Origin of the sequence: Streptomyces murinus (genome assembly GCF_002154555.1) — a bacterium.
Classification (GTDB): Bacteria; Actinomycetota; Actinomycetes; order Streptomycetales; family Streptomycetaceae; genus Streptomyces; species Streptomyces murinus.
This window is the reverse complement of record NZ_MUNF01000138.1, coordinates 20,490-39,354: the sequence shown is the minus strand read 5'-3', so window position 1 is coordinate 39,354 and position 18,865 is coordinate 20,490. Positions and strand designations below refer to the sequence as shown.

General features: G+C 73.1%; 18 protein-coding genes and 2 pseudogenes. 11 read left to right on the top strand and 9 right to left on the bottom strand.

Features of this window, described 5'->3' with window-relative positions; genetic code table 11:
- Positions 1–170: pseudogene (locus CCN72_RS40405) on the top strand (amidohydrolase); the annotation flags it as partial.
- Positions 171–257: 87 nt separating this feature from the next.
- Here the strand turns inward: CCN72_RS40405 and CCN72_RS10735 are convergent.
- Positions 258–1,136 carry a universal stress protein gene (locus tag CCN72_RS10735; protein ID WP_086807317.1) on the bottom strand — a complete coding sequence of 293 codons (879 nt, stop codon included), beginning with the start codon at positions 1,134–1,136 and terminating at the stop codon, positions 258–260.
- 686 nt (positions 1,137–1,822) lie between these two features.
- Between CCN72_RS10735 and CCN72_RS10725 the strand changes: the two genes are divergently transcribed.
- On the top strand, positions 1,823–2,458 hold the full coding sequence (locus tag CCN72_RS10725; RefSeq protein WP_341868870.1) for a CBS domain-containing protein: 636 nt from the start codon (positions 1,823–1,825) through the stop codon (positions 2,456–2,458).
- Positions 2,459–2,518: 60 nt separating this feature from the next.
- Here the strand turns inward: CCN72_RS10725 and CCN72_RS10720 are convergent, their stop codons facing one another.
- Positions 2,519–3,211: a helix-turn-helix domain-containing protein gene (locus CCN72_RS10720; RefSeq protein WP_086807315.1), complete on the bottom strand. Its 693-nt coding sequence runs from the start codon at positions 3,209–3,211 to the stop codon at positions 2,519–2,521.
- 458 nt (positions 3,212–3,669) lie between these two features.
- On the opposite strand from CCN72_RS10720, the gene CCN72_RS10715 reads away from it, so the two are divergent.
- The 4 genes and pseudogenes from CCN72_RS10715 (at position 3,670) to CCN72_RS10705 (ending at position 6,067) form a co-directional block, all read left to right on the top strand.
- Positions 3,670–4,818, top strand: coding sequence for a Cmx/CmrA family chloramphenicol efflux MFS transporter (locus tag CCN72_RS10715; protein WP_086807314.1), 1,149 nt, complete (start codon positions 3,670–3,672; stop codon positions 4,816–4,818).
- A 131-nt stretch (positions 4,819–4,949) separates the two neighbouring features.
- Positions 4,950–5,044 (top strand): annotated as a pseudogene (locus CCN72_RS38940).
- 99 nt (positions 5,045–5,143) lie between these two features.
- Positions 5,144–5,536: a VOC family protein gene (locus CCN72_RS10710; protein ID WP_086807313.1), complete on the top strand. Its 393-nt coding sequence runs from the start codon at positions 5,144–5,146 to the stop codon at positions 5,534–5,536.
- A gap of 180 nt (positions 5,537–5,716) precedes the next feature.
- Entirely contained in the window at positions 5,717–6,067 is a 351-nt protein-coding gene (locus CCN72_RS10705; RefSeq protein WP_086807312.1) for an ArsR/SmtB family transcription factor, read from the top strand.
- A 271-nt stretch (positions 6,068–6,338) separates the two neighbouring features.
- On the opposite strand, the gene bla is transcribed toward CCN72_RS10705, so the two are convergent.
- Complete coding sequence (gene bla / locus CCN72_RS10700) at positions 6,339–7,250, bottom strand: class A beta-lactamase (protein ID WP_086807319.1); 912 nt, start codon at positions 7,248–7,250, stop codon at positions 6,339–6,341.
- Between the two features lie 127 nt (positions 7,251–7,377).
- Between bla and CCN72_RS10695 the strand changes: the two genes are divergently transcribed.
- A complete protein-coding gene (locus CCN72_RS10695) occupies positions 7,378–8,340 on the top strand; it encodes a LysR family transcriptional regulator (protein ID WP_086807311.1) in 963 nt (320 codons plus the stop codon).
- The gene (locus tag CCN72_RS10690; protein WP_086807310.1) at positions 8,337–9,284 is read left to right on the top strand and encodes a serine hydrolase; all 948 of its coding nucleotides are present in this window, start codon (positions 8,337–8,339) and stop codon (positions 9,282–9,284) included. The genes CCN72_RS10695 and CCN72_RS10690 overlap by 4 nt, the downstream gene beginning before the upstream one ends.
- Positions 9,285–9,321: 37 nt before the next feature.
- On the opposite strand, the gene CCN72_RS10685 is transcribed toward CCN72_RS10690, so the two are convergent.
- Positions 9,322–9,951, bottom strand: coding sequence for a response regulator (locus CCN72_RS10685; RefSeq protein WP_086807309.1), 630 nt, complete (start codon positions 9,949–9,951; stop codon positions 9,322–9,324).
- A complete protein-coding gene (locus CCN72_RS10680) occupies positions 9,948–11,087 on the bottom strand; it encodes a sensor histidine kinase (RefSeq protein ID WP_208637968.1) in 1,140 nt (379 codons plus the stop codon). The genes CCN72_RS10685 and CCN72_RS10680 overlap by 4 nt, the downstream gene beginning before the upstream one ends.
- A gap of 264 nt (positions 11,088–11,351) precedes the next feature.
- On the opposite strand from CCN72_RS10680, the gene CCN72_RS10675 reads away from it, so the two are divergent.
- Entirely contained in the window at positions 11,352–11,918 is a 567-nt protein-coding gene (locus tag CCN72_RS10675) for a GlcG/HbpS family heme-binding protein (RefSeq protein ID WP_086807308.1), read from the top strand.
- A 106-nt stretch (positions 11,919–12,024) separates the two neighbouring features.
- On the opposite strand, the gene katG is transcribed toward CCN72_RS10675, so the two are convergent.
- A complete protein-coding gene (gene katG / locus CCN72_RS10670; RefSeq protein WP_086807307.1) occupies positions 12,025–14,250 on the bottom strand; it encodes a catalase/peroxidase HPI in 2,226 nt (741 codons plus the stop codon).
- Positions 14,251–14,283: 33 nt separating this feature from the next.
- Entirely contained in the window at positions 14,284–14,721 is a 438-nt protein-coding gene (locus CCN72_RS10665; RefSeq protein ID WP_085563407.1) for a Fur family transcriptional regulator, read from the bottom strand.
- Between the two features lie 307 nt (positions 14,722–15,028).
- Here CCN72_RS10665 and CCN72_RS10660 point away from each other — a divergent pair, with 307 nt between their 5' ends.
- Positions 15,029–15,622: a GNAT family N-acetyltransferase gene (locus tag CCN72_RS10660; RefSeq protein ID WP_086807306.1), complete on the top strand. Its 594-nt coding sequence runs from the start codon at positions 15,029–15,031 to the stop codon at positions 15,620–15,622.
- Here CCN72_RS10660 and CCN72_RS10655 read toward each other — a convergent pair.
- Together CCN72_RS10655 and CCN72_RS10650 are read right to left on the bottom strand one after the other, a co-directional pair.
- Positions 15,615–16,352 carry a hypothetical protein gene (locus tag CCN72_RS10655; RefSeq protein WP_085563405.1) on the bottom strand — a complete coding sequence of 246 codons (738 nt, stop codon included), beginning with the start codon at positions 16,350–16,352 and terminating at the stop codon, positions 15,615–15,617. The genes CCN72_RS10660 and CCN72_RS10655 overlap by 8 nt on opposite strands.
- Positions 16,353–16,573: 221 nt before the next feature.
- Complete coding sequence (locus CCN72_RS10650; RefSeq protein WP_086807305.1) at positions 16,574–17,278, bottom strand: acetate uptake transporter; 705 nt, start codon at positions 17,276–17,278, stop codon at positions 16,574–16,576.
- Positions 17,279–17,777: 499 nt separating this feature from the next.
- Between CCN72_RS10650 and CCN72_RS10645 the strand changes: the two genes are divergently transcribed.
- On the top strand, positions 17,778–18,662 hold the full coding sequence (locus tag CCN72_RS10645; RefSeq protein ID WP_143664076.1) for a trypsin-like serine peptidase: 885 nt from the start codon (positions 17,778–17,780) through the stop codon (positions 18,660–18,662).
- The last annotated feature ends 203 nt before the right edge of the window (positions 18,663–18,865 follow it).

Genomic DNA, 18,865 nt, shown 5'->3' with positions numbered 1-18,865 from the left:
CCGCCGCGGCGGGCGAGTCGGGGGCAGCGGGTCGTATCGCGCCGGGGTTCCGCGCCGACCTGACCGCGTTCGGCGTGGACCCCGTGCTCGCGTCCGCCGACGAACTCGCCGACGCACCGGTGGAGTTGACGGTGACGGGCGGGCAGGTGGTGCACCGGGGCGCCCGCTGACGGGCGTTCGGTCCACACATCCTGCCCGCTTCCCTCTCGTATCCCTCTCGTACGGCTCGTACGGCCTCGTACGGCTCTCCGCCGTGCTCAGTCGTGCGGGACGACCGCGACCGGGCACTCGGCGTGCTGGACGACCGCGTGGGCGACCTGGCCGAGGCGCTCGCCGAGCCTGCTGCCGCTGATCCGGCGCCCCACCACGACGAGTCCCGCGCCGTCGGTGGCCCGCACGAGTTCGTCCCCTGCCCGGCCCTCGGTGACGGTCGTGGCGACGGACACGTCCGGGTACTTCTCGTGCCAGGGCCGCAGCAGCGCGATGACGGCGTGCTCGGCGGCGGCCGCCCCCTCGGGTCCGGCGCCGCCGTCCGGCTCGTGGACATGGCACACCCGCAGTTCGGTGCGGCGCCGCCGGGCGGCCTCGAAGGCGAACCCGATCGGCTCGTCGCAGGCGCTGTCGACGTCCAGGCCGAGCACGACGGCACGGTAGGGGATGCTCGGGATCTCGTCCGGCGCGAGTCCGGGAGCGGCCGGCAGATGCTCGTCGGCGGCGCTGCGGCCCGCCCGGACCAGCACCACCGGGCAGGGGGCGCGGCCCGCGACCCGCAGCGAGACCGAGCCGACGAGGACCCCGGCGGCCCGGCCGAGCCCGAGGGTGCCCACCACCAGTGTGTCCGTCTCGGCGGCCACGGACAGCAGCGCGGGCACGGGCGACTCGGTGATCAGCCTGCCGGTCACGGCCAGCGTCGGATGCGCCGCGCGCACGCTGTCGACCGCCTCCCGCAGCACGCGCTCCGCCCAGCCGCGTTCCGTGCTGTCCCGCGTCGCCAGCGGCGCCGACCGCACCTGGGTGACCCACGCGTGCACCACGACCAGCTCGGCACCCCGGCGCACCGCCTCCTGCGCGGCCCAGTGAGCGGCGGCGACACTCTGCGGGGACCCGTCGACTCCCACCGCGATATGACCAGCCATGACGTGTCCCTCCGGATCCGACCCGACGCTTCCCGCCGTCCACCGAGCGCTCTCCCGTACGACAAGCGTGCCTCGTGAAGGGGACTCGCGCCCGTGGGCCGAGTGGGTCGTCCGGAGGCCGGGCGTCCCCTGGAGAAGCGCCCCGCCGACGCGGGCGGGCGACCGGGCCCCCGACCGGCGACGGCGCACGTCCTCGGGCGGCACGCACGGGGCCGGGCACCGTCCGGGCATGGGGCCGGGCACCGTCCGGGCGCGGCCCCTAGGGCCTGTCTGACAATTCCCGTCGTCGCCCGGAGGGCGGCCGCGCGGCGTCAGGTGCGTGCTCTCGGGGTGCCGGGCGTAGGCCCTCGTACTGGACGTACTTGGGTCTGCGCCCGGTGCCGCGAGAGTGCGTGCATGGCGTCGCGCGGCAGACGGGAATTGTCAGACAGGCCCTAGCGCGGTGGCGGGGCGGCCGGTCCGCCCACTCCGGCGGAGCCGGAAGGGGTCCGGGTACAGGACCAAAGGTCCCGTTCACGGGGGCGCCCGGCCCTCGGCCCCGGGCGACGGAGGCGGCACGCTGGTGGTACCGGCTCGAAACGGACAGCGGGGACGCGCGTGGCCGGGGCGTCGAGCGGGCTCACGAAGGCGGGACATCGACCGCCAGCCGGCGAAGCGGGCCCGCCCACCCTGAAGGAGGAAGAGCCGTGATCCAGAGCACGATCGGCGAGGTGATGACCGGCGATGTCGTCACCGCGTCGGAGACGATGTCGTCCGCGGCCGTGACCCGGCTGCTGGACCGGTACGGGATCAGCGGGCTGCCGGTGATCGACCACGACGACAAGGTGCTCGGCGTCGTCTCGGCCTCCGACCTGGTGCGCGAACGGGCCGCCCGGCAGGCGCAGGCCCCCGACGAGCCGGCACGGGAGTCACCGGCGCGCGAACTGATGTCGACGCCCGCCGTCACCGTCCACCCCGAGCAGCGGGTCTCCGACGCCGCGCGGCTGATGGAGCGGCGTGGTGTGGAGCGGCTGCCCGTGGTGGACGAGGAGGACCGGCTGATCGGCATCGTCACCCGCCGTGACCTGCTCCGGGTCTTTCTGCGCGGGGACGACGAGATCCGCCGCCAGGTGGCCGAGGAGATCGTGTCGGGCGAGCTGGGCCTGCCGCCGGAGGCCGTCACCGTGTCCGTGCGGGACGGCATCGTGACCCTCGCGGGCGGCGCGGAACTGCGCGGCGCCATCGCCCGCGCCGGCTTCGCGGCCTGGCGGCTGGACGGAGTCGTCGGAGTGGTCAATCTGGTGCCGTCGGTAACCCCCGAAGGGGTGGCGCGCCCGGGGTGAGGCCCGTGCGGCGGAGCGCGGGGCTCGGCGAGATCCGTCCGCGCCGAACCCCCGTCGCTCTCATCCCGCTTCGATACGACGGCCCGTGTACGCCGTGGGTTCGATCCGCACCCACAGATCGCGGCCCCCGCCGGCCCACGGGGTGCTGTACGCGCGCTCGGCCAGCCGCTCCGCCTCGCCGGGGTCGCTCACCACGCGGGCGGTCCCCCGCACCAGTACGCTCCAGCCCTCGCTCAACGCGTCGTCCACCCGGTCCACCTCGAAGGCCACCTCACGGTCGAGGCCCTGGGTGATCACCGAGCCCTCGCGGGTCCGGAACACGATCGCGCCGTCCACGACGGTGTAGTTCACCGGGAGGACGACGGGCGCGCCCTCGGTGCTGAGGGAGAACCTTCCGACGCCGTGCGTCGACAGCAGCTCCCTGCACTCCTGTTCGTCGAGTTCGCCCATCCGGGGATCGCGGGCGGCCTGCCCCAGTCCGGACGGCAGCCCGGAGTATCCGCCGCCGAGTTCCTGGGGGCTGGTGCGCAGCGCTCCGGCGAGCCGCAGCAGGGTGCCGGAGTCGGGTGCGGCAGTGCTGTGCTGCTCCAGATGGGCGACGTACGCCTCGGCCATGCCGGCGCGCTCGGCCACTTCTTCCCGGCTCAGCCCGAGTTCCGCCCGGCGCCGCTGGAGCCGGCGTCCGAGGTCGCCCCGCGCGCGACCGTCCTCCGGCTGCGGTTCGCCGTGCCCGGGTGTGGGGCGTTCTGCCATGCTCGCTCACTCCTCGCCGGGGCCCTGGCTCGTACCACGTCTACCACCGGGACACCCCGCCTACCACTTGGGTACGCCGGGGCATCCGGAGACCGTCGGGTCCGGCCTCCCCCCACCGGAGGCCGGACCCGACGCCGCACGATCAAAAACCCTACGGCCGCCCCACCCTGCCCGCCTTGGGCCGAACGGTCCCTGCCCGGGCGGGACGTCCCCCGGGGGAGACCAGGCGAAATCCCTTACGGGCTCCGGGAGTCGCTCGGGTAGTCTCGGGGCCATGTCGAGTCCTGAGTCGGACAGGGTGGGGGCTTTCGGTCACGCCGTCAGCCCCCGGAACCACTGACCTCACCACCGTTCCGCCGCGCCTTCGCGCGCTACGGCCGGACGCGTGTGCCCCCGGGTGCTGACCGCGGTGACGAGATGACCGTCTCGTGCTTCTCCTCACCCCAGAGTCACCCTCGATGCCTCTCGCGCTCTATCCGCTCGCCCTCGCCGTCTTCGCCATGGGCACCTCGGAGTTCATGCTCGCCGGTCTCGTACCGGACATCGCCTCGGACCTCGGTGTCACCATCGGCGCAGCGGGCCTGCTGACCTCGGCCTTCGCCATCGGAATGGCCGTCGGCGCCCCGCTGATGGCGGCCCTCGCCCGCGACCGGTCCGGCCGTGCCGCCCTGCTCGGCTTCGTCCTCCTCTGCGCGGCGGCCCACTCGGTGGGCGCCGTCGCCACCGGCTTGCCCGTGCTGTTCGTGTCCCGGGTGGTCGCGGCGCTCGCGAACGCGGGATTCCTCGCCGTGGCACTGACGACCGCCGCCGCGCTGGTCCCGCCCGACCGCAAGGGCCGCGCGCTCGCGGTGCTGCTGTCGGGCACCACGGTGGCCACGATCGTCGGCGTCCCGGCGGGCTCGGTGCTGGGCACGCTGCTCGGCTGGCGGGCCGCGTTCTGGGCCGTAGCCGTTCTGTGCCTGCCCGCGGCGGCGGGCATTCTCCGCTCGATCCCCGGGCGCCGCCCCGAGCCGGGCACGGCCCGGGCGCTGGGGGCCGAACTGGCGCAGCTACGGCGGCCACGGCTGCTCCTGGTGATGCTGCTCGGCGCCCTGGTCAACGCGGCGACCTTCGCGAGCTTCACCTTCCTCGCCCCCGTCGTGACCGGCACCGCGGGGCTGGGCGAGCTGTGGATCTCCGTCGCCCTGGTGCTGTTCGGCGCGGGTTCCCTCGCCGGGGTCGGTGTCGCGGGGCGGCTGTCCGACCGGCGCCCCGGACTCGTCGTCGCGGTGGGCGGACCGCTGCTGCTCGCAGGCTGGCCCGCGCCGGCCCTGCTGGCGCACCGGCCGGTCGCCCTGCTGACCCTGGTCCTCGTGCAGGGCGCGCTGTCGTTCGCGCTGGGCAGCACCCTGATCACCCGGGTCCGGTACGAGGCCGCGCACGCCCCCACCATGGCGGGCTCGTACGCGACCGCCGCGCTCAACACCGGCGCCGCCACCGGACCCCTCCTCGCCTCGGCCACCCTCGCCGGCACGGACCTGGGTCCGCTGTGGGTCAGCGGCGCCCTGGTCGCGCTCGCCCTGCTGATCGCGCTCCCGCTCCGCGCCGTGGCACCCGTCGCCCCCTGACGGGCGCCCTGGGTCAGCGGTAGGTCAGTCCCCGGTCAGCGCCTCCTGGCACTGTTGTTCCTGTGAGCGGGACGGGAAACCGGAACCGGTCACAGGGACAGCCGGGATCACAGCAATCCCGGAGATCCCAGGGAGAGGTGCCCGGAGTGGTTTATCGGGGACCAGCGAGCACAGCTCACGGTCGGGCCCTTCGGGGCCCGCGCAGGTTCGAATCCTGCCCTCTCCGCTCCGCCGAACGGCTGACTACACTGGACGGTGGCATCGCGTGCCGGTCACCGTCCGGGTGAGGCATGGAGGTGCCGGGAGATGCCTCTGGAGGCATTCCTTGTCGGTCGATCTGAACCACACCATCGTGCACGCCCGGGACAACCGGGAGTCCGCCCGCGTCTTCACCGAGATCGTGGGCCTGGACATCACCGGGGAGTGGGGCCCGTTCGTGGCCGTCGCCCTGGGCAACGGCGTCACGCTGGACTTCGCCACCGTCCCCGAGGACAGGATCACCCCGCAGCACTACGCGTTCCTGGTCTCCGAGAAGGAGTTCGACGCCGCGTACGCCCGTATCACCGAGCGCGGCATAGAGCACTACGCCGACCCGCACCAGAAGCACCCCGGCACCATCAACCACAACGATGGTGGCAAGGGCGTGTACTTCATGGATCCGGTCGGACATGCCATGGAACTGCTCACCGTTCCCTACGGCGGCTGGCCGAGCGCATAAGCAGCGGAGCCCCGCGGACCGGCCGGCGACGGCCGGTCCGCGGGGTGTCCGGGGGCCGATTCGGTCACCGCGGGGCCTCCGGGTGAGGATGGACCCCATGGTGCTGACGTATGGGTGGATGGGACGGGCCGGGACCGGGCCGCAGGGGGCGGGCCGCCGGGCCGGTGAAGGGACGGTCCGGTGAGCAAGCCGCTGTACCAGCTGAAGGCCGAATTCTTCAAGACGCTCGGCCATCCGGCCCGTATCCGCGTACTGGAACTGCTCAGCGAACGCGAGTACGCGGTCGCCGAGATGCTGCCCGAGGTGGGCATCGAACCCGCCCACCTCTCCCAGCAACTGGCCGTGCTGCGCCGCGCCAACCTGGTCAAGACCCGCAAGGAAGGCTCGAACGTCTACTACTCCCTGACCAGCCCGCATGTGGCCGAGCTGCTGCGGGTGGCACGGACGATCCTGTCCGGAGTCCTCGCGGAACAGGCGGAGCTGCTCGCCGACCTCCAGGCGGCACAGGGGGAACGGCCGGGGCAGACCTGATGTCGACGAGCTGATGCCGACGGGCTGATGTCGACGGGCCCGGCGGTGAGCCCGGCTTCGGCGAGCCCGGCGGTGAGCCCGGCTTCGGCGAACCCGGTCCTGGCGGCCCAGGCTGGTGCGGACCTTCGGCGGGCCCGACCTCGCATCACCCCGATTCCGCGGGCCTTTTGCGGGCCCCGAGCCCCTTCCGCCGACCCCTTCGGCCGACCCCGGTGGTGGGCCCGCCCTCAGCGGACTCGGCCTCGACGCCGTCTCCCCGCCCCTCCGCTCCTCACTCCCCCGGTGCCACCGTCCGTGCGGCGATGCGGGCCGCCTCCGCGATGAGCGCCTCGTCAACCGGGGCGTCCTTGTCGTCCTTGCCCTCCTTGGTCGACAGGACGGCGAGCACGACGGGGGTCCGCCGGGTGGTCCAGGCGACGCCGATGTCGTTGGCGCTCGCGTAGTCGCCGGTCCCGGTCTTGTCGGCGATGGTCCAGCCCTCGGGCAGCCCGGCGCGGAACCGTGCGCCACTGGTGGTGTTGCCCTTCAGCCAGGTGACGAACCGCTCCCGGTCGGGGGCGGCCAGGGCACGGCCGAGGGCCAGCCGCTCGATGCTGCGGGCGAGGGCCTCGGGGCTCGTGGTGTCGCGCGGGTCCCCGGGGATCGCCGTGTTCAGCTCGGGCTCCCACCGGTCGAGGCGGCTCACCTCGTCGCCGAGCGAGCGGAAGAACCGGGTCAGGCCGGCCGGCCCGGCCAGCTGGCGCAGCAGCAGGTTGCCGGCCGCGTTGTCGCTGTACTGGATCGCCGCCGCGCACACCTCGGCCATGGCCATCCCGGTGGCCTGGTTCTCCTCCGTGCGGGGCGAGTTGGGCAGCAGGTCGTGCGGCGGATAGTGGATCACCTTGTCCATCGGCGCGCAGCGCGCCTCGTCACGCAGCACCGCGGCCGCCGCGAACGCCTTGAACACCGAGCACATCGCGAACCGCTCACCCGCCCGGTGGGCGAGCACCTGCCCGGTGCGCACATTGCGCGCGTACACGCCGAGCCGGGCGCCGTAGCGCCGCTCCAGGTCGGCCAACTCGCCGGAGGTCGGGGCGGCCGGGGCGGCGGCGGCCCGCCCGGTGGACGCCACGGCGGCCGCGGAGGTGAGCGCGATGCCTGCCTTCAACAGGCCACGGCGCGCGAGCGGTCCGGAAGCGGTCATGGTGAAGTCCTCCCAGGTCATGCCCTGTCGGGCGGGGTGATCCGTGGGGAACAGCGAAACAGCACGAGGGCGCTCATGTCCAAGAGTGAACTGTGCAGGTGTCATGCCTTATTGATATGACTACTGGATGGATCTACTGGCGCATCTGGAGGCCTACGTGGCGACCGCCGACGAGGCGAGCTTCTCCCGGGCGGCCGACCGGCTCGGTATCGCCCAGCCGTTGCTCAGCCGACGGATCAAGACGCTGGAGGGCCACTTCGGCGGTCTGCTGTTCGACCGCTCCCGGCGCCAGGTCACGACCACCGAGCTGGGCGTACTGCTCCTCCCCTACGCCCGCGACGTCCTGGACCGGGCCCAGCGGCTACGGCAGGCCGCCCACTCGGCCCGGCACGCGCGGGTGCGTGCCGTCGGCGTGCCCGCGGACTGCGCCCCGGCCGCCCTGGCCCGCGCCCTGCGCGCCGGTACCGAGCGCGGGATCACCCTCGGCATGCGTGAACTACCGCCCACTGAGCGGGAGTCGGGCCTGAGTGACGGCTCGCTCGCCTACGCGCTTCTCCGTGTCGCACCGGAACGGGCCGCTTTCCGGGTGCCGTTGGGACTGGCCTCCGCACCGGCCGACACCCGGGAGGCGCCGCGCGCCCTCCACCTCGAAGAGCTACGGCCACGTCGCCGCCGTACCGGCGAACCGCCCGTGTCCCCGCTGCCGCTCCTCGTCCTGGCCGAGGACCAAGTCCCCTGCTTCGAGGACCGGTTCGCCCGGGCCGTCGCACGTGCCGGGCTGCCCGAGGGACGGATCGGACCGGCGGGACCGGCGGCCGACGCGCTCACCGAGACCCTGGCCGGGCGCGCCCTGCTGCTGTGCACCGAGTCGTACGCACGCCGGTACGACGCCCGGTGGGCGCCCCTGGGCGACACCGCTCTGCACCGGGGGTACGACGTGAGCGCGCCACCCGGTCCCCGAGGCACACCGGAGGTACCGCAGTGGCTGACCCGACTGCTGGGCACGGCAGTTGGAGCGGCAGGCCACGGTGACGCCGGTGGTCCGCGGGCCGTCGGCGACGCTCCCGCCCGTCTGGCGGCCCGCGGATGAGCGCGGTGGAGGCGAGCGGCAGCCGGCACCGGCCCGTGTGCGTCGGCGACGACGGTGCCCTGCTGGATGTCGCCGAGACGGTCGCGGCCGACTGGTCGGCGCTCGGGGTGCGCGGTTCCTTCCTCGCCCTGAACCTGGACACGGGCGAGCGACTCGGGTTCGACATCGATGAGTCGGTGCCCCTCGCGTCCGTCGCGAAGGTCCCGCTGGCCCTGGTCGTACTGGACCGGATCGCGGCCGGAGAACTCGACGCGGCGCGGCCGGTGACCGTCGATCCGGCATGGAGCAGCGTCGGCTCCACCGGTCTCTCGGCGTTCCGGCACCCGGCCACCGTGGCCGTCGGAGATCTGCTCCTGCTGATGCTGTCGGTGAGCGACAACGCCGCCGCGGACGCGCTGTTCGACCTGGTGCCGGTGGCGGAGGTGGACGCGCGGCTGCGGGCGTGGGGGTACGACGGCATCCGGATGCGGCACCGGATGAACCATATGTACGAGTGCGCGGTCGGCGCCGCCGGCAACGACTTCTCGCTCGCGCTGGAGCTGGCCGTACGGGACGAACGGGCGGGTCTGCCCACCATCGAGACCCTGGATCCGGCGCACGCCAACGCGGGCTCGGCGGCGGCGCTCGTCGGCCTGCTGCGGCGGGTGTGGGGCGACGAGATCGCCGTACCCGGGGCGACGGCCGAGCTGCGGCGGCTGATGGGCTGCCAGGTCTTCACCCAGCGGCTGGCGTGCGAGCTGCGCGCGGACTCGCTGCGGTGGAGCGGGAAGACGGGCACGTTCCTGCATCTGCGGCACGAGATCGGTGTGGTGGAGGCGGAGTCGGGCGACCGGGTGGCCATGGCCGCGCTCACCCGCGCGGACCGGCGGGCCGGTCTCGCCCCGGACATCGAACTGGCGATGGGTGCGGCGGCCCGGGACGCGTTCGAGGCACTGCGCCGCTGAAGGGGCCGGGACCGAGTCCGCGCCGACGACGTCCCGGTCAGGACAGCAGCCGCTGTTCCTTCGCCACCGCGACCGCGCCGGCGCGTGTGTCCACGCCGAGCTTGTCGTAGATGCGCCGCAGATGCGTCTTCACCGTGGCCTCGCTGATGAACAGGGCGCGGGCGATGGCATGGTTGGGCAGGCCCTGGGCGAGCTGGGCGAGGATGTCGCGTTCGCGCGGGGTGAGGGTGGGGCGGGGGTTGCGCAGCCGGGACATGACGCGGTCGGCGACCGGGGGCGAGAGCGCGGGGCGGCCCCGGGCGGCGGCATGGATCGCGGTGAACAGGTCCTCGGCGCGCTCGGCCTTGAGCAGATACCCGGTGGCGCCCGCCGCCACGGCCCGGGTGACATCGGCGTCCGTGTCGTACGTGGTGAGCACGAGGACGTGCGGCGCGGGGCTCGTGGCGCACAGCCGCCGGGTGGTCTCGACGCCGTCGATGCCCGCGAGCTGGAGGTCCATCAGGACGACGTCCGGCGCGGTCTTCCGGGCCAGCGCCAGGGCCTCCTCGCCGCTGCCCGCCTCGCCGACGACCTCGATGTCCGGGGCGCTGTGCAGCAGGGCAAGCAGTCCGGCGCGTACGACGGCGTGGTCGTCGCAGACCAGGATGCGCACCGGGCGTTCGGTCATCGTCGCTCCAGGGGGATCGCCGCCGACAGGGCCGTACCCTCGCCCGGCGCCGACTCGATGGTGAGGGTGCCGCCGAGCTGGCGCAGCCGGGCGCGGATGGCGGGCAGACCGTGGCCGCGGCCCTCACCACCGGCGCCGTCGCGGCGCGCCTCGGCGGGGTCGAAGCCGCCGCCGTCGTCCATGACGTCCAGGACGATCTGGTCGTCCAGGCAGGTCAGGGTGAGGGTGGCGGTCGTGGCGCCCGCGTGTTCGCGGACATTGGCGAGGGCGCCCTGGGCGATGCGCAGCAGGGCGGACTCGACGGGTGCGGGCAGCCGCTCGGGCGGGGCGCCCTCGGTGTGCACCCGGACGGTGAGTCCGGGTGTCGTCTCGCGGGCGGCGACCGCGCGCAGGGCCCGCAGCAGGCCGCCGCCCCCGGCGAGGTCGGCCGGGGTCAGATCGTGCACGAAGCGGCGGGCCTCGGCGAGGCCCCGCTCGGCGATCTGCGCGGCGGTGCGGACGTGCTCGTGGGCGGTGCCGGGCGCGCTGTCCCAGAGCCGGTCGGCGGCCTGGAGCAGCATGCGCTGGCTGGACAGGCCCTGGGCGAGGGTGTCGTGGATCTCCCGGGCGAGCCGTTCGCGTTCGGCGAGGGTGCCCTCGCGGCGCTCGGTGGCGGCGAGTTCGCGCCGGGTGCGGACCAGGTCGTCGATGAGGTCGCTCTGCCGGGCGGCCTGGCGGTGCATGACGACGTAGACGGTGGCGGCGACGGCGGCCACGGCCGGCGGGGCGAGCAGCACATTCGGGTCGGGCCAGCCGGCGAGTTCGAGCTGGGCGGCCACCGCGAGCGCGGTCAGCAGCGCGACCAGCGGGATCGCGGCGCGCGGCGGCAGGGTGCGCAGACCGGTGTAGAAGAGCGGAACCGCGCACCAGGCGAAGCTCGGGGCCAGGACGACGAGCAGCGCCCAGGCCGCCACGACCAGACCGAGCCAGGTCAGCCGGCGCGGGGTGGGGAGGGTGCCGAGGGCGGGGCCGAGGACGTAGAGCACGGCGAGCAGCGCGCAGAGGGCGACGATCCAGGGGGTGTGGGGGCTTTCGCCGTGCCGTGCGAGGTAGCGGGCGAGCGACGCGCCCAGCAGCACGAAGAACGCCGTGTGCATGACGATCGTGAGGGCGCGGGTGTCGTCCTGTGCGGGTTCCGGCACCGCCACCACCTCCCGTGTCACCGCGCTGAACTGGGCAAACAAGGTTCATTGTGCCCCCGCCCCGAGCACGCAGGGTCATCCGATCGGATGACCCGGGGGACCACCGGTCCATCGACGGGAGACGGCGGAAGACAGGCCGAGGATCGGTACCGAAGCGATTCCGCCTCGGCCCGGCCGCACCTCGGCCGCGGCCTCACCGCCACCGGAAGGTTGCCCCTCATGTCCAGCCGTAGGAAGCCGTCCCGCCGTACCCGTGTCCTCGTCGGCGGTGCCGCCCTGGCCGTCGTGGGGGCGGGTGTCGTCGGCACCGTCGCCGCCCATGCCGCCGATTCGAGCGGCGCCGCCCCGGCCGCCGCGCCCGCCGTGGCCCGCCCCGGCGATCTCACCCGGAGCACCCACCTCACCGTGCGGGCCGCGGAGAAGGCAGCGCGCGCCGCGCTGGACGCCGCGGTCAAGGACGGCCGGCAGGTGTCCGTGGCGGTGGTCGACCGGAACGGCGACACGCTGGTCACGCTGCGCGGGGACGGCGCGGGCCCGCAGTCCTACGAGTCCGCCGAGCGCAAGGCGTTCACGGCGGTGTCCTGGAACGCCCCCACCTCGGAGCTGACCGGGCGGCTGGCGCAGGCACCGACCCTGAAGGACATCCCGGGGACGCTGTTCCTCGCGGGCGGTACCCCGGTGACCGCCAAGGGCGCCCCGGTCGCGGGCATCGGCGTCGCGGGCGCTCCCTCCGGCGACCTGGACGAGAAGTACGCCCGGGCGGGCGCGGCGGCGCTGGACCGCTGACGGCTCAGGCGCGCCGGAGCGTCGTCACCTCTCCTTCCCGGCGCACTGATGAGACGACGATGTCCGGGACGCCCACCAAGGGGCGGCCCGGACATCGTGTCGTGGATCAGGCCAGGTCGAACCGGTCCAGGTTCATGACCTTGTCCCAGGCGGCGACGAAGTCCTTCACGAACTTCTCCTTCGCGTCGTCGCTCGCGTAGACCTCGGCGACGGCGCGCAGCTCGGAGTTGGAGCCGAAGACCAGGTCGGCACGGCTGCCGGCCCACTTCAGCTCGCCCGTCACGGCGTCGCGGCCCTCGAAGGTGGTCTGGTCCTCGGAGGTCGACTTCCAGGTGGTGCCCATGTCGAGCAGGTTGACGAAGAAGTCGTTGGTGAGGACGCCGGGCGTCTTGGTGAGGACGCCCTGCTGCTGGGCCTGGGCGTGGTTGGCGCCGAGGACGCGCAGACCGCCGATGAGGACGGTCAGCTCGGGGGCGCTGAGGGTGAGCAGGTTGGCGCGGTCGAGCAGCAGGTACTCGCCCGGCAGCCGGTTGCCCTTGCCGAGGTAGTTGCGGAAGCCGTCCGCGGTCGGCTCCAGCGCCTCGAAGGACTCGGTGTCGGTGTGCTCCTGACCGGCGTCCACCCGGCCCGGTGTGAACGGCACCCGGACCTCGAAGCCGCCCTCCTTGGCCGCCTTCTCGACCGCGGCGACACCGCCGAGGACGATCAGATCGGCCAGCGAGACCTTCTTGCCGCCCGCGGCGTTGAAGTCCTGCTGGATGCCCTCCAGGGTGCGCAGTACCTGGGCCAGCTCGTCGGGCTGGTTGACCTCCCAGCCGCGCTGCGGCGCGAGGCGGATGCGGGCGCCGTTGGCGCCGCCGCGCTTGTCGCTGCCGCGGAACGTGGACGCGGAGGCCCACGCGGTGGTGACCAGCTGGCCGACCCCGAGCCCGGAGCCGAGCAGCTTGCTCTTCAGGGCCTCGATGTCCGCGTCGTCGATCAGCTCGCCCTCGCGCGCCGGCAGCGGGTCCTGCCAGATCAGGGTCTCCTCCGGGACCTCGGGGCCGAGGTACAGGGACTTCGGGCCCATGTCGCGGTGGGTGAGCTTGTACCAGGCGCGGGCGAAGGCGTCGGCGAACTCCTGCGGGTTCTCGTGGAAGCGGCGGGAGATCGGCTCGTAGATCGGGTCGAAGCGCAGGGAGAGGTCCGTGGTGAGCATCGTGGGCAGACGCTTCTTGGACGGGTCCTGCGGGTCGGGGATCGTGGCCTCGGCGTCCTTGGCGACCCACTGCTTGGCGCCGGCCGGGGACTCGGTCAGCTCCCACTCGTAGCGGAACAGGTTGTCGAAGAAGCCGTTGCCCCACCGGGTCGGGGTGGAGGTCCAGGTGACCTCAAGGCCGGAGCCGATGGCGTCCCTGCCCTTGCCGCTGGCGTAGGTGCTCCGCCAGCCCAGGCCCTGCTCCTCCAGGCCTGCGGCCTCGGGGTCGAGGCCGACATGGTCGGCGGGGCCGGCGCCGTGGGTCTTGCCGAAGGTGTGGCCGCCGGCGATCAGGGCGACGGTCTCCTCGTCGTTCATCGCCATACGGCGGAACGTCTCACGGATGTCGCGGGCCGCGGCCAGCGGGTCCGGGTTGCCGTTCGGGCCCTCGGGGTTGACGTAGATCAGACCCATCTGGACGGCGCCGAGCGGGTTCTCCAGCTCGCGGTCGCCGGTGTAGCGGCGGTCGTCGAGCCAGGTGGTCTCGGGACCCCAGTAGACGTCCTCCTCCGGCTCCCAGACGTCCTTGCGGCCGCCGCCGAAACCGAAGGTCTCGCAGCCCATGGACTCCAGCGCCACATTGCCCGCGAGGACCATCAGGTCGCCCCAGGAGATCTTCTGGCCGTACTTCTTCTTCACCGGCCACAGCAGGCGGCGGGCCTTGTCCAGGTTGACGTTGTCGGGCCAGCTGTTCAGCGGGGCGAAGCGCTGCTGGCCGTGACCGGCACCGCCGCGGCCGTCGCTGATCCGGTAGGTACCGGCGGCGTGCCATGCCATACGGATGATCAGACCGCCGTAGTGGCCGAAGTCGGCGGGCCACCAGTCCTGCGAAGTGGTGAGCACCTCCTCGATGTCCCGTTTCACCGTCGGGAGGTCGAGGCTCTGGAAGGCCGCCGCATAGTCGAATTCCTCGCCCAGCGGGTTGGCCGCGGGCGGGTTCTTGGCGAGGATCTTCAGATTGAGCCGCTCCGGCCACCACTGGCGGTTGCCACCGCCCTGGGTCGGGTGCAGGGCCCGGTCGTGAACGACGGGGCAGCCACCGCTCCCCTCCTCCGACTTCGCGTCTGTGACGATCGCGTCGTGGTTCTCAGTCATGGCAATCCTTCCGAACTAAGCGGAACCAGGTGCTCAGGAACTGCGGCCGGTGGAACAGTCGGGGCACACGCCCCAGTAGACGACCTCGGCTTCGTCGATGGCGAAGCCCCGGTCGTCGGCGGCGGTCAGACAGGGCGCTTCGCCGACGGCGCAGTCGACGTCGACGACGGCCCCGCACGACCGGCACACGATGTGGTGGTGGTTGTCGCCGACGCGCCCCTCGAACCGGGCCGGATGACCGGCCGGCTCGATGCGGCGCACGAGACCCGCCGCGGTGAGCGCGTGCAGAGCCTCGTAGACGGCTTGCAGGGATATATGGCCTACGCGGTCACGGACCCCGGAGGCGATCGCCTCGACACCGAGGTGGTCGCCGTCCCGGACCGTCTCCAGCAGCGCGACGCGAGCCGCCGTCACGCGCAGGCCGGCACCGCGGAGCTCCTCGGCGGTGGTCGGAGTCGGGGAGGCGGTCATGAGGCCGAACCTACTCTCACAAACACGAAGGATTCAAGAAAACGAACGATGCAATTCTGCTCTTCCGCCGATGTACGGCGTTCACCTCCGCGTTCACAGCTGCGCAGCTTTGCTCCGCATGCCGGGCGCCGTCGGTCCGGCGGCCGCGCGGAGGCACGCACGGATCATGCGCCCCACCCCACTCTCCCCGGACAGCGCGCGTCGAACCGTCCACCGATCGGGTGAGAGGGATCTCCGTGACGTCGATGCGCTCGCTCCGCGCCTTCGCCACCACCCGGTCGCGCCGTCGATGCGGGAGACTACGGCGATGCGTGATCATCTGGAGGCATCGCCGGGACTGTGGCTGCGGCGCTGGTCGGAGGGGGACGCGCGGGCGGTCCAGACGGCGTTCGCGGACCCCCTGATGCGCGAGCAGGCCAGGGAGCCGGTGGCCTCGCCCGGGGACGCGGAACGCTGGCTCGCCGGGCAGCACAAGCGGTGGCGGGCGGGAACGGCCTTCGCGTTCGCCGTCGTGGACGGGCAGGACACGGTCCTCGGCCAGGTGGCCGTGAGCGCGATCGACCGGCGGCACTCGACGGGCTGGGTGTCCTACTGGACCACCCGGGCCGCCCGGGGCGGCGGTGTGGCCTCCGGCGCCTGCCGGTCCCTGGCCCGCTGGGCCTTCGCCGACGCCGGACTCTTCCGCCTAGAACTCGGGCACCGGGTCAACAACCCGGCGTCCTGCCGGGTCGCCATGGCGGCCGGGTTCGCGGTGGAGGGCCTGCAACGGCAGAAGCTGGAGTACGACGGGGTGCGTCACGACGTCGAGACGCACGCCCGGCTGGCCACCGACCCGGAGCCCGCCGGGGCCGGCCGTCCTGTCCGCCCACCCGCCGCCCGAGAATGCCGACGGCCTACCTGAGGACGTTGACGGCGCGGGCCACCACGAGCCCGACGGTCACCAGCGAAACCGACGACTGGAGCATCATCAGCATCTTGGCCCACCTGGACAGGGGCATCACATCGGTCGGGCTGAACGCGGTGGCGTTGGTGAACGAGAGGTACAGGTAGTCGAGGAACTCCGGCTCCCAGTCCGGGGGCGCCATGTCGGGGCTCTGCATCTGGACGAACAGGAAGTCGGCGTACTGCTGCTGCCCGCGCACCCGCGCCATCGGGCCGCCGCGGTCCGACTCCCAGTACCAGAGCGCGAAGACGATGACATTGGTGAACCAGATGACGGCGCCGGCCCGCAGCAGCGGCACCGCGTCCTGGCCGCCGATGCCATGCACCAGGTCCCATACGAGCTGGCCCGCCGACCAGCCGTTGGCCAGGCTGATGACGCCGATCAGGAGCAGCCCCAGCCATCGCCACCACACCGTGCTGGGCTCCACCCGCCGGGGGTTGCTCGCCACCAGGGCGCCCAGCAGGACCAGTTCCAGCACCGGCAGGATCCAGACCGGACGCAGCAGCACGAGCCGGTGCGGCAGGACCAGTTGCAGGGCGACCGCCGCCAGCATGACGGTGGTCACGGCCCATCGCGTCTCACCCCGGGTCGCCCGGCGCCACGCCGGCTGAAGCCCACGCTCGCCGCTCTGCAACAGCCGTTCGATCCTGGCCAGGCGGCCGTCGGCGTCGTCCATGTCCTCGCTCATGGCGGACATTGTCGCGGGCGCGAGGGCACGACGGCGCGCGGGTGCGGGTGCCGGGTGCGCGGGCGTGGGTGGCGGCGGGACGCTACAGCGGGCGCGGCGCCTGCGACGCCATGACCGCTACGACAGTGCCGCCGCCGACCGGTACGACGGTCGCACCACCCTCGTCAGAGGGATCGCCCCTCGTCAGACGAATCGCCCCCCGTCAGACGAATCGCTCCTCGTCAGACGGATCGCTCTTCGTGGCGGACCCGTTCGCCCGGCTCGGTCCGGCCCGGAAGGGTGCCGAGCGGCACCACGGTGCGCCCGTGCGCCGCGTTGATGACACCGGCCGCCGACGCGTACCAGGCGGCGAGTCCCGTGAGGATGCCGAACCAGCCGCCCACCTCGGTCATGACGTGCCCGGCGCCGCCCTGGAACGAGCCGATGGCCAGGAAGAGGAAGGTCAGGGTCAGCAGCACGAACACGGCGAGCACCGGAAGGCTGACCCGCAGGGCGCCGATGGTCATATAGGCGGTGAAGATCGCCCAGCCGAGCAGGAACAGGCCCAGCGCGTTGTGCGCGTCCCCGGCGAGCGCCACGCGCGGCGCGATCCACCAGTAGGACAGCCAGAACGCGGCGAAGGAGACGAACGCGGTCGCCCCGAACGTGTTGCCCCGGCGGAACTCCATGAGTCCCGCGGCGAACTGCGCGAGGCCGCCGTAGAACAGGGCGAGACCCAGGACGGGCAGGATTCCGGCGGTCTCCTTCAGGAGATTGGTGTTGACGATCGACAGCAGCAGAGTCGTCAGGGCGAAGCCGGCCAGGCCCAGGGGGGCGGGATCGGCCCAGGCCGTCGCGCGCGGAGCCGCCTCGGACGCGGCGCCCGTGGGCGGGACCGCCCCGGGCGGCGGCTGCTCCGGGTGCAGGCTCCTCGTGTCCTCGTTCATATCCGGGCATCCCTTCGACCAATGGTCAGCAGGGCCGGAGGCCCTTGCTCGCCGAGCCCGCAAACATGCTGGTCAGTGCCCCCGAGGCGGGCTGTGACACGTACGTGCCACGTAGATACACCTGTACAGAATGTACCCATTTACCGCACTTCATAGCATTTGCGTCTCGTATGGTTTCGCCGCTGACGCCGCCCCACTTCGTCGACCGGGCGGGGCGGAGCGGGGTGGGGGACCGTCGCCGTAAGCGCCCTACGCGACTTGGCGGGTCGCGCGGCACCGTGGTGCGTTCTTCCGCCGCGTCGGCCCCGGGCCTAGGGTGAGCCGTCATGTACCCCTGCTCCGAAGGGAACTGATGGTGCATAGGCTCCCGGGCTTACGTCACCTCGCCGTCTGCGCGATCGCCGTGCTGCTGTCGGGCGGCCCGGCCGCAGCGGCCTCGGCTTCGCCGACTTCACCGACTTCAACGGATGCGACGGATACGGTGGATGCGGCGGCGGGTGTGCCGACCGGACCGAATCCGGTCGCCGCCCGGCTCGACGCCTACTGGACGGCGGCCCGGATGACGGCCGCCCTGCCCGCCGACGCGGCGAAGGGCTCCGAGACGGGCCCGGCCCTCTCCCCCGCGGTGGACGGTCCCCGGCCGGGCGAGTACATTCCGCCCAGCCGGAGCTTCGACGGCATCCCGCAGGCCGGCACCTTCTTCTGGACCGACGCCCAGGGCACCGGCCGTACCTGTAGCGGCTCCGTCGTCCGGGGCCCCGGACGCTACCTGGTTCTCAGCGCGGGCCACTGCCTGAAGGGCTACTCCGGCACCGCCCCGCAACGCCGGCTGGCCTTCGTCCCCCAGTACCACGACGGGGTCAAGCCCTACGGGGTCTTCCCGGTCGGAGCCAACGGCGTCTACGTGCCGCAGCAGTACTACGACCTGGGCGAACACGCGGGCGCCGCCTACGATTTCGGCTTCGCGGTGACGGAACCCAACCAGGACGGCACATCCTTGCAGGACGCGGTCGGCGGGGTCCGGCTACTCACCGGGACGGGGTACGACCACGCGCCGGTACGGATGATCGGCTACCCGGCGGGCGCGGCGAAACCGCTGGAGTGCTGGAGCCGGACCACGAGGTGGCCGAGCGACGATCCGGCCGACCCGGGGACGTTCCCGCGTATCGCCTGTGATGCCTTCGTCGGCGGCACGAGCGGCGGCCCCATGCTCGTGCCCCGGCGTGACGGATGGGCGGTCATCGGCGTGATCGGCGGCTACCACACGGGCGGCAACACCGCGCAGGTCTCGTACAGCGCGTACTTCGGCTCCGCGACCCGCGCGCTGTACGACGCCGCCACCACCGGGGCTCCGCCGGCGGGGCCGGGGGCCGTGCGGGGGTGACACCGGGGAGGCCGGAGGCCCGGGGTGACAGGAAGTCCGGGGCGCCGGACCCCGGAAGCCCGGGGAGCCAAGGGAGTCTGGCGTCCATCCCCTACGGATACCCCGAGCGAAAAGACCGGGGTTCGTCCCTGATGTGCGAATAGTGACGGCCCGTCACCCTTGGGACATGACTGATGAACACCCGCGCATCCGCCGCGGAATCA

Coding starts and splice junctions, on each gene's coding strand:
- CCN72_RS10735 (WP_086807317.1), bottom strand. CDS start 1,136: ATGGCTGGTCATATCGCGGTGGGAGTCGACGGGTCCCCGCAGAGTGTC.
- CCN72_RS10720 (WP_086807315.1), bottom strand. CDS start 3,211: ATGGCAGAACGCCCCACACCCGGGCACGGCGAACCGCAGCCGGAGGAC.
- CCN72_RS10715 (WP_086807314.1), top strand. CDS start 3,670: ATGCCTCTCGCGCTCTATCCGCTCGCCCTCGCCGTCTTCGCCATGGGC.
- bla (WP_086807319.1), bottom strand. CDS start 7,250: ATGACCGCTTCCGGACCGCTCGCGCGCCGTGGCCTGTTGAAGGCAGGC.
- CCN72_RS10695 (WP_086807311.1), top strand. CDS start 7,378: ATGGATCTACTGGCGCATCTGGAGGCCTACGTGGCGACCGCCGACGAG.
- CCN72_RS10690 (WP_086807310.1), top strand. CDS start 8,337: ATGAGCGCGGTGGAGGCGAGCGGCAGCCGGCACCGGCCCGTGTGCGTC.
- CCN72_RS10685 (WP_086807309.1), bottom strand. CDS start 9,951: ATGACCGAACGCCCGGTGCGCATCCTGGTCTGCGACGACCACGCCGTC.
- CCN72_RS10680 (WP_208637968.1), bottom strand. CDS start 11,087: ATGCACACGGCGTTCTTCGTGCTGCTGGGCGCGTCGCTCGCCCGCTAC.
- CCN72_RS10675 (WP_086807308.1), top strand. CDS start 11,352: ATGTCCAGCCGTAGGAAGCCGTCCCGCCGTACCCGTGTCCTCGTCGGC.
- katG (WP_086807307.1), bottom strand. CDS start 14,250: ATGACTGAGAACCACGACGCGATCGTCACAGACGCGAAGTCGGAGGAG.
- CCN72_RS10665 (WP_085563407.1), bottom strand. CDS start 14,721: ATGACCGCCTCCCCGACTCCGACCACCGCCGAGGAGCTCCGCGGTGCC.
- CCN72_RS10660 (WP_086807306.1), top strand. CDS start 15,029: ATGCGTGATCATCTGGAGGCATCGCCGGGACTGTGGCTGCGGCGCTGG.
- CCN72_RS10655 (WP_085563405.1), bottom strand. CDS start 16,352: ATGAGCGAGGACATGGACGACGCCGACGGCCGCCTGGCCAGGATCGAA.
- CCN72_RS10650 (WP_086807305.1), bottom strand. CDS start 17,278: ATGAACGAGGACACGAGGAGCCTGCACCCGGAGCAGCCGCCGCCCGGG.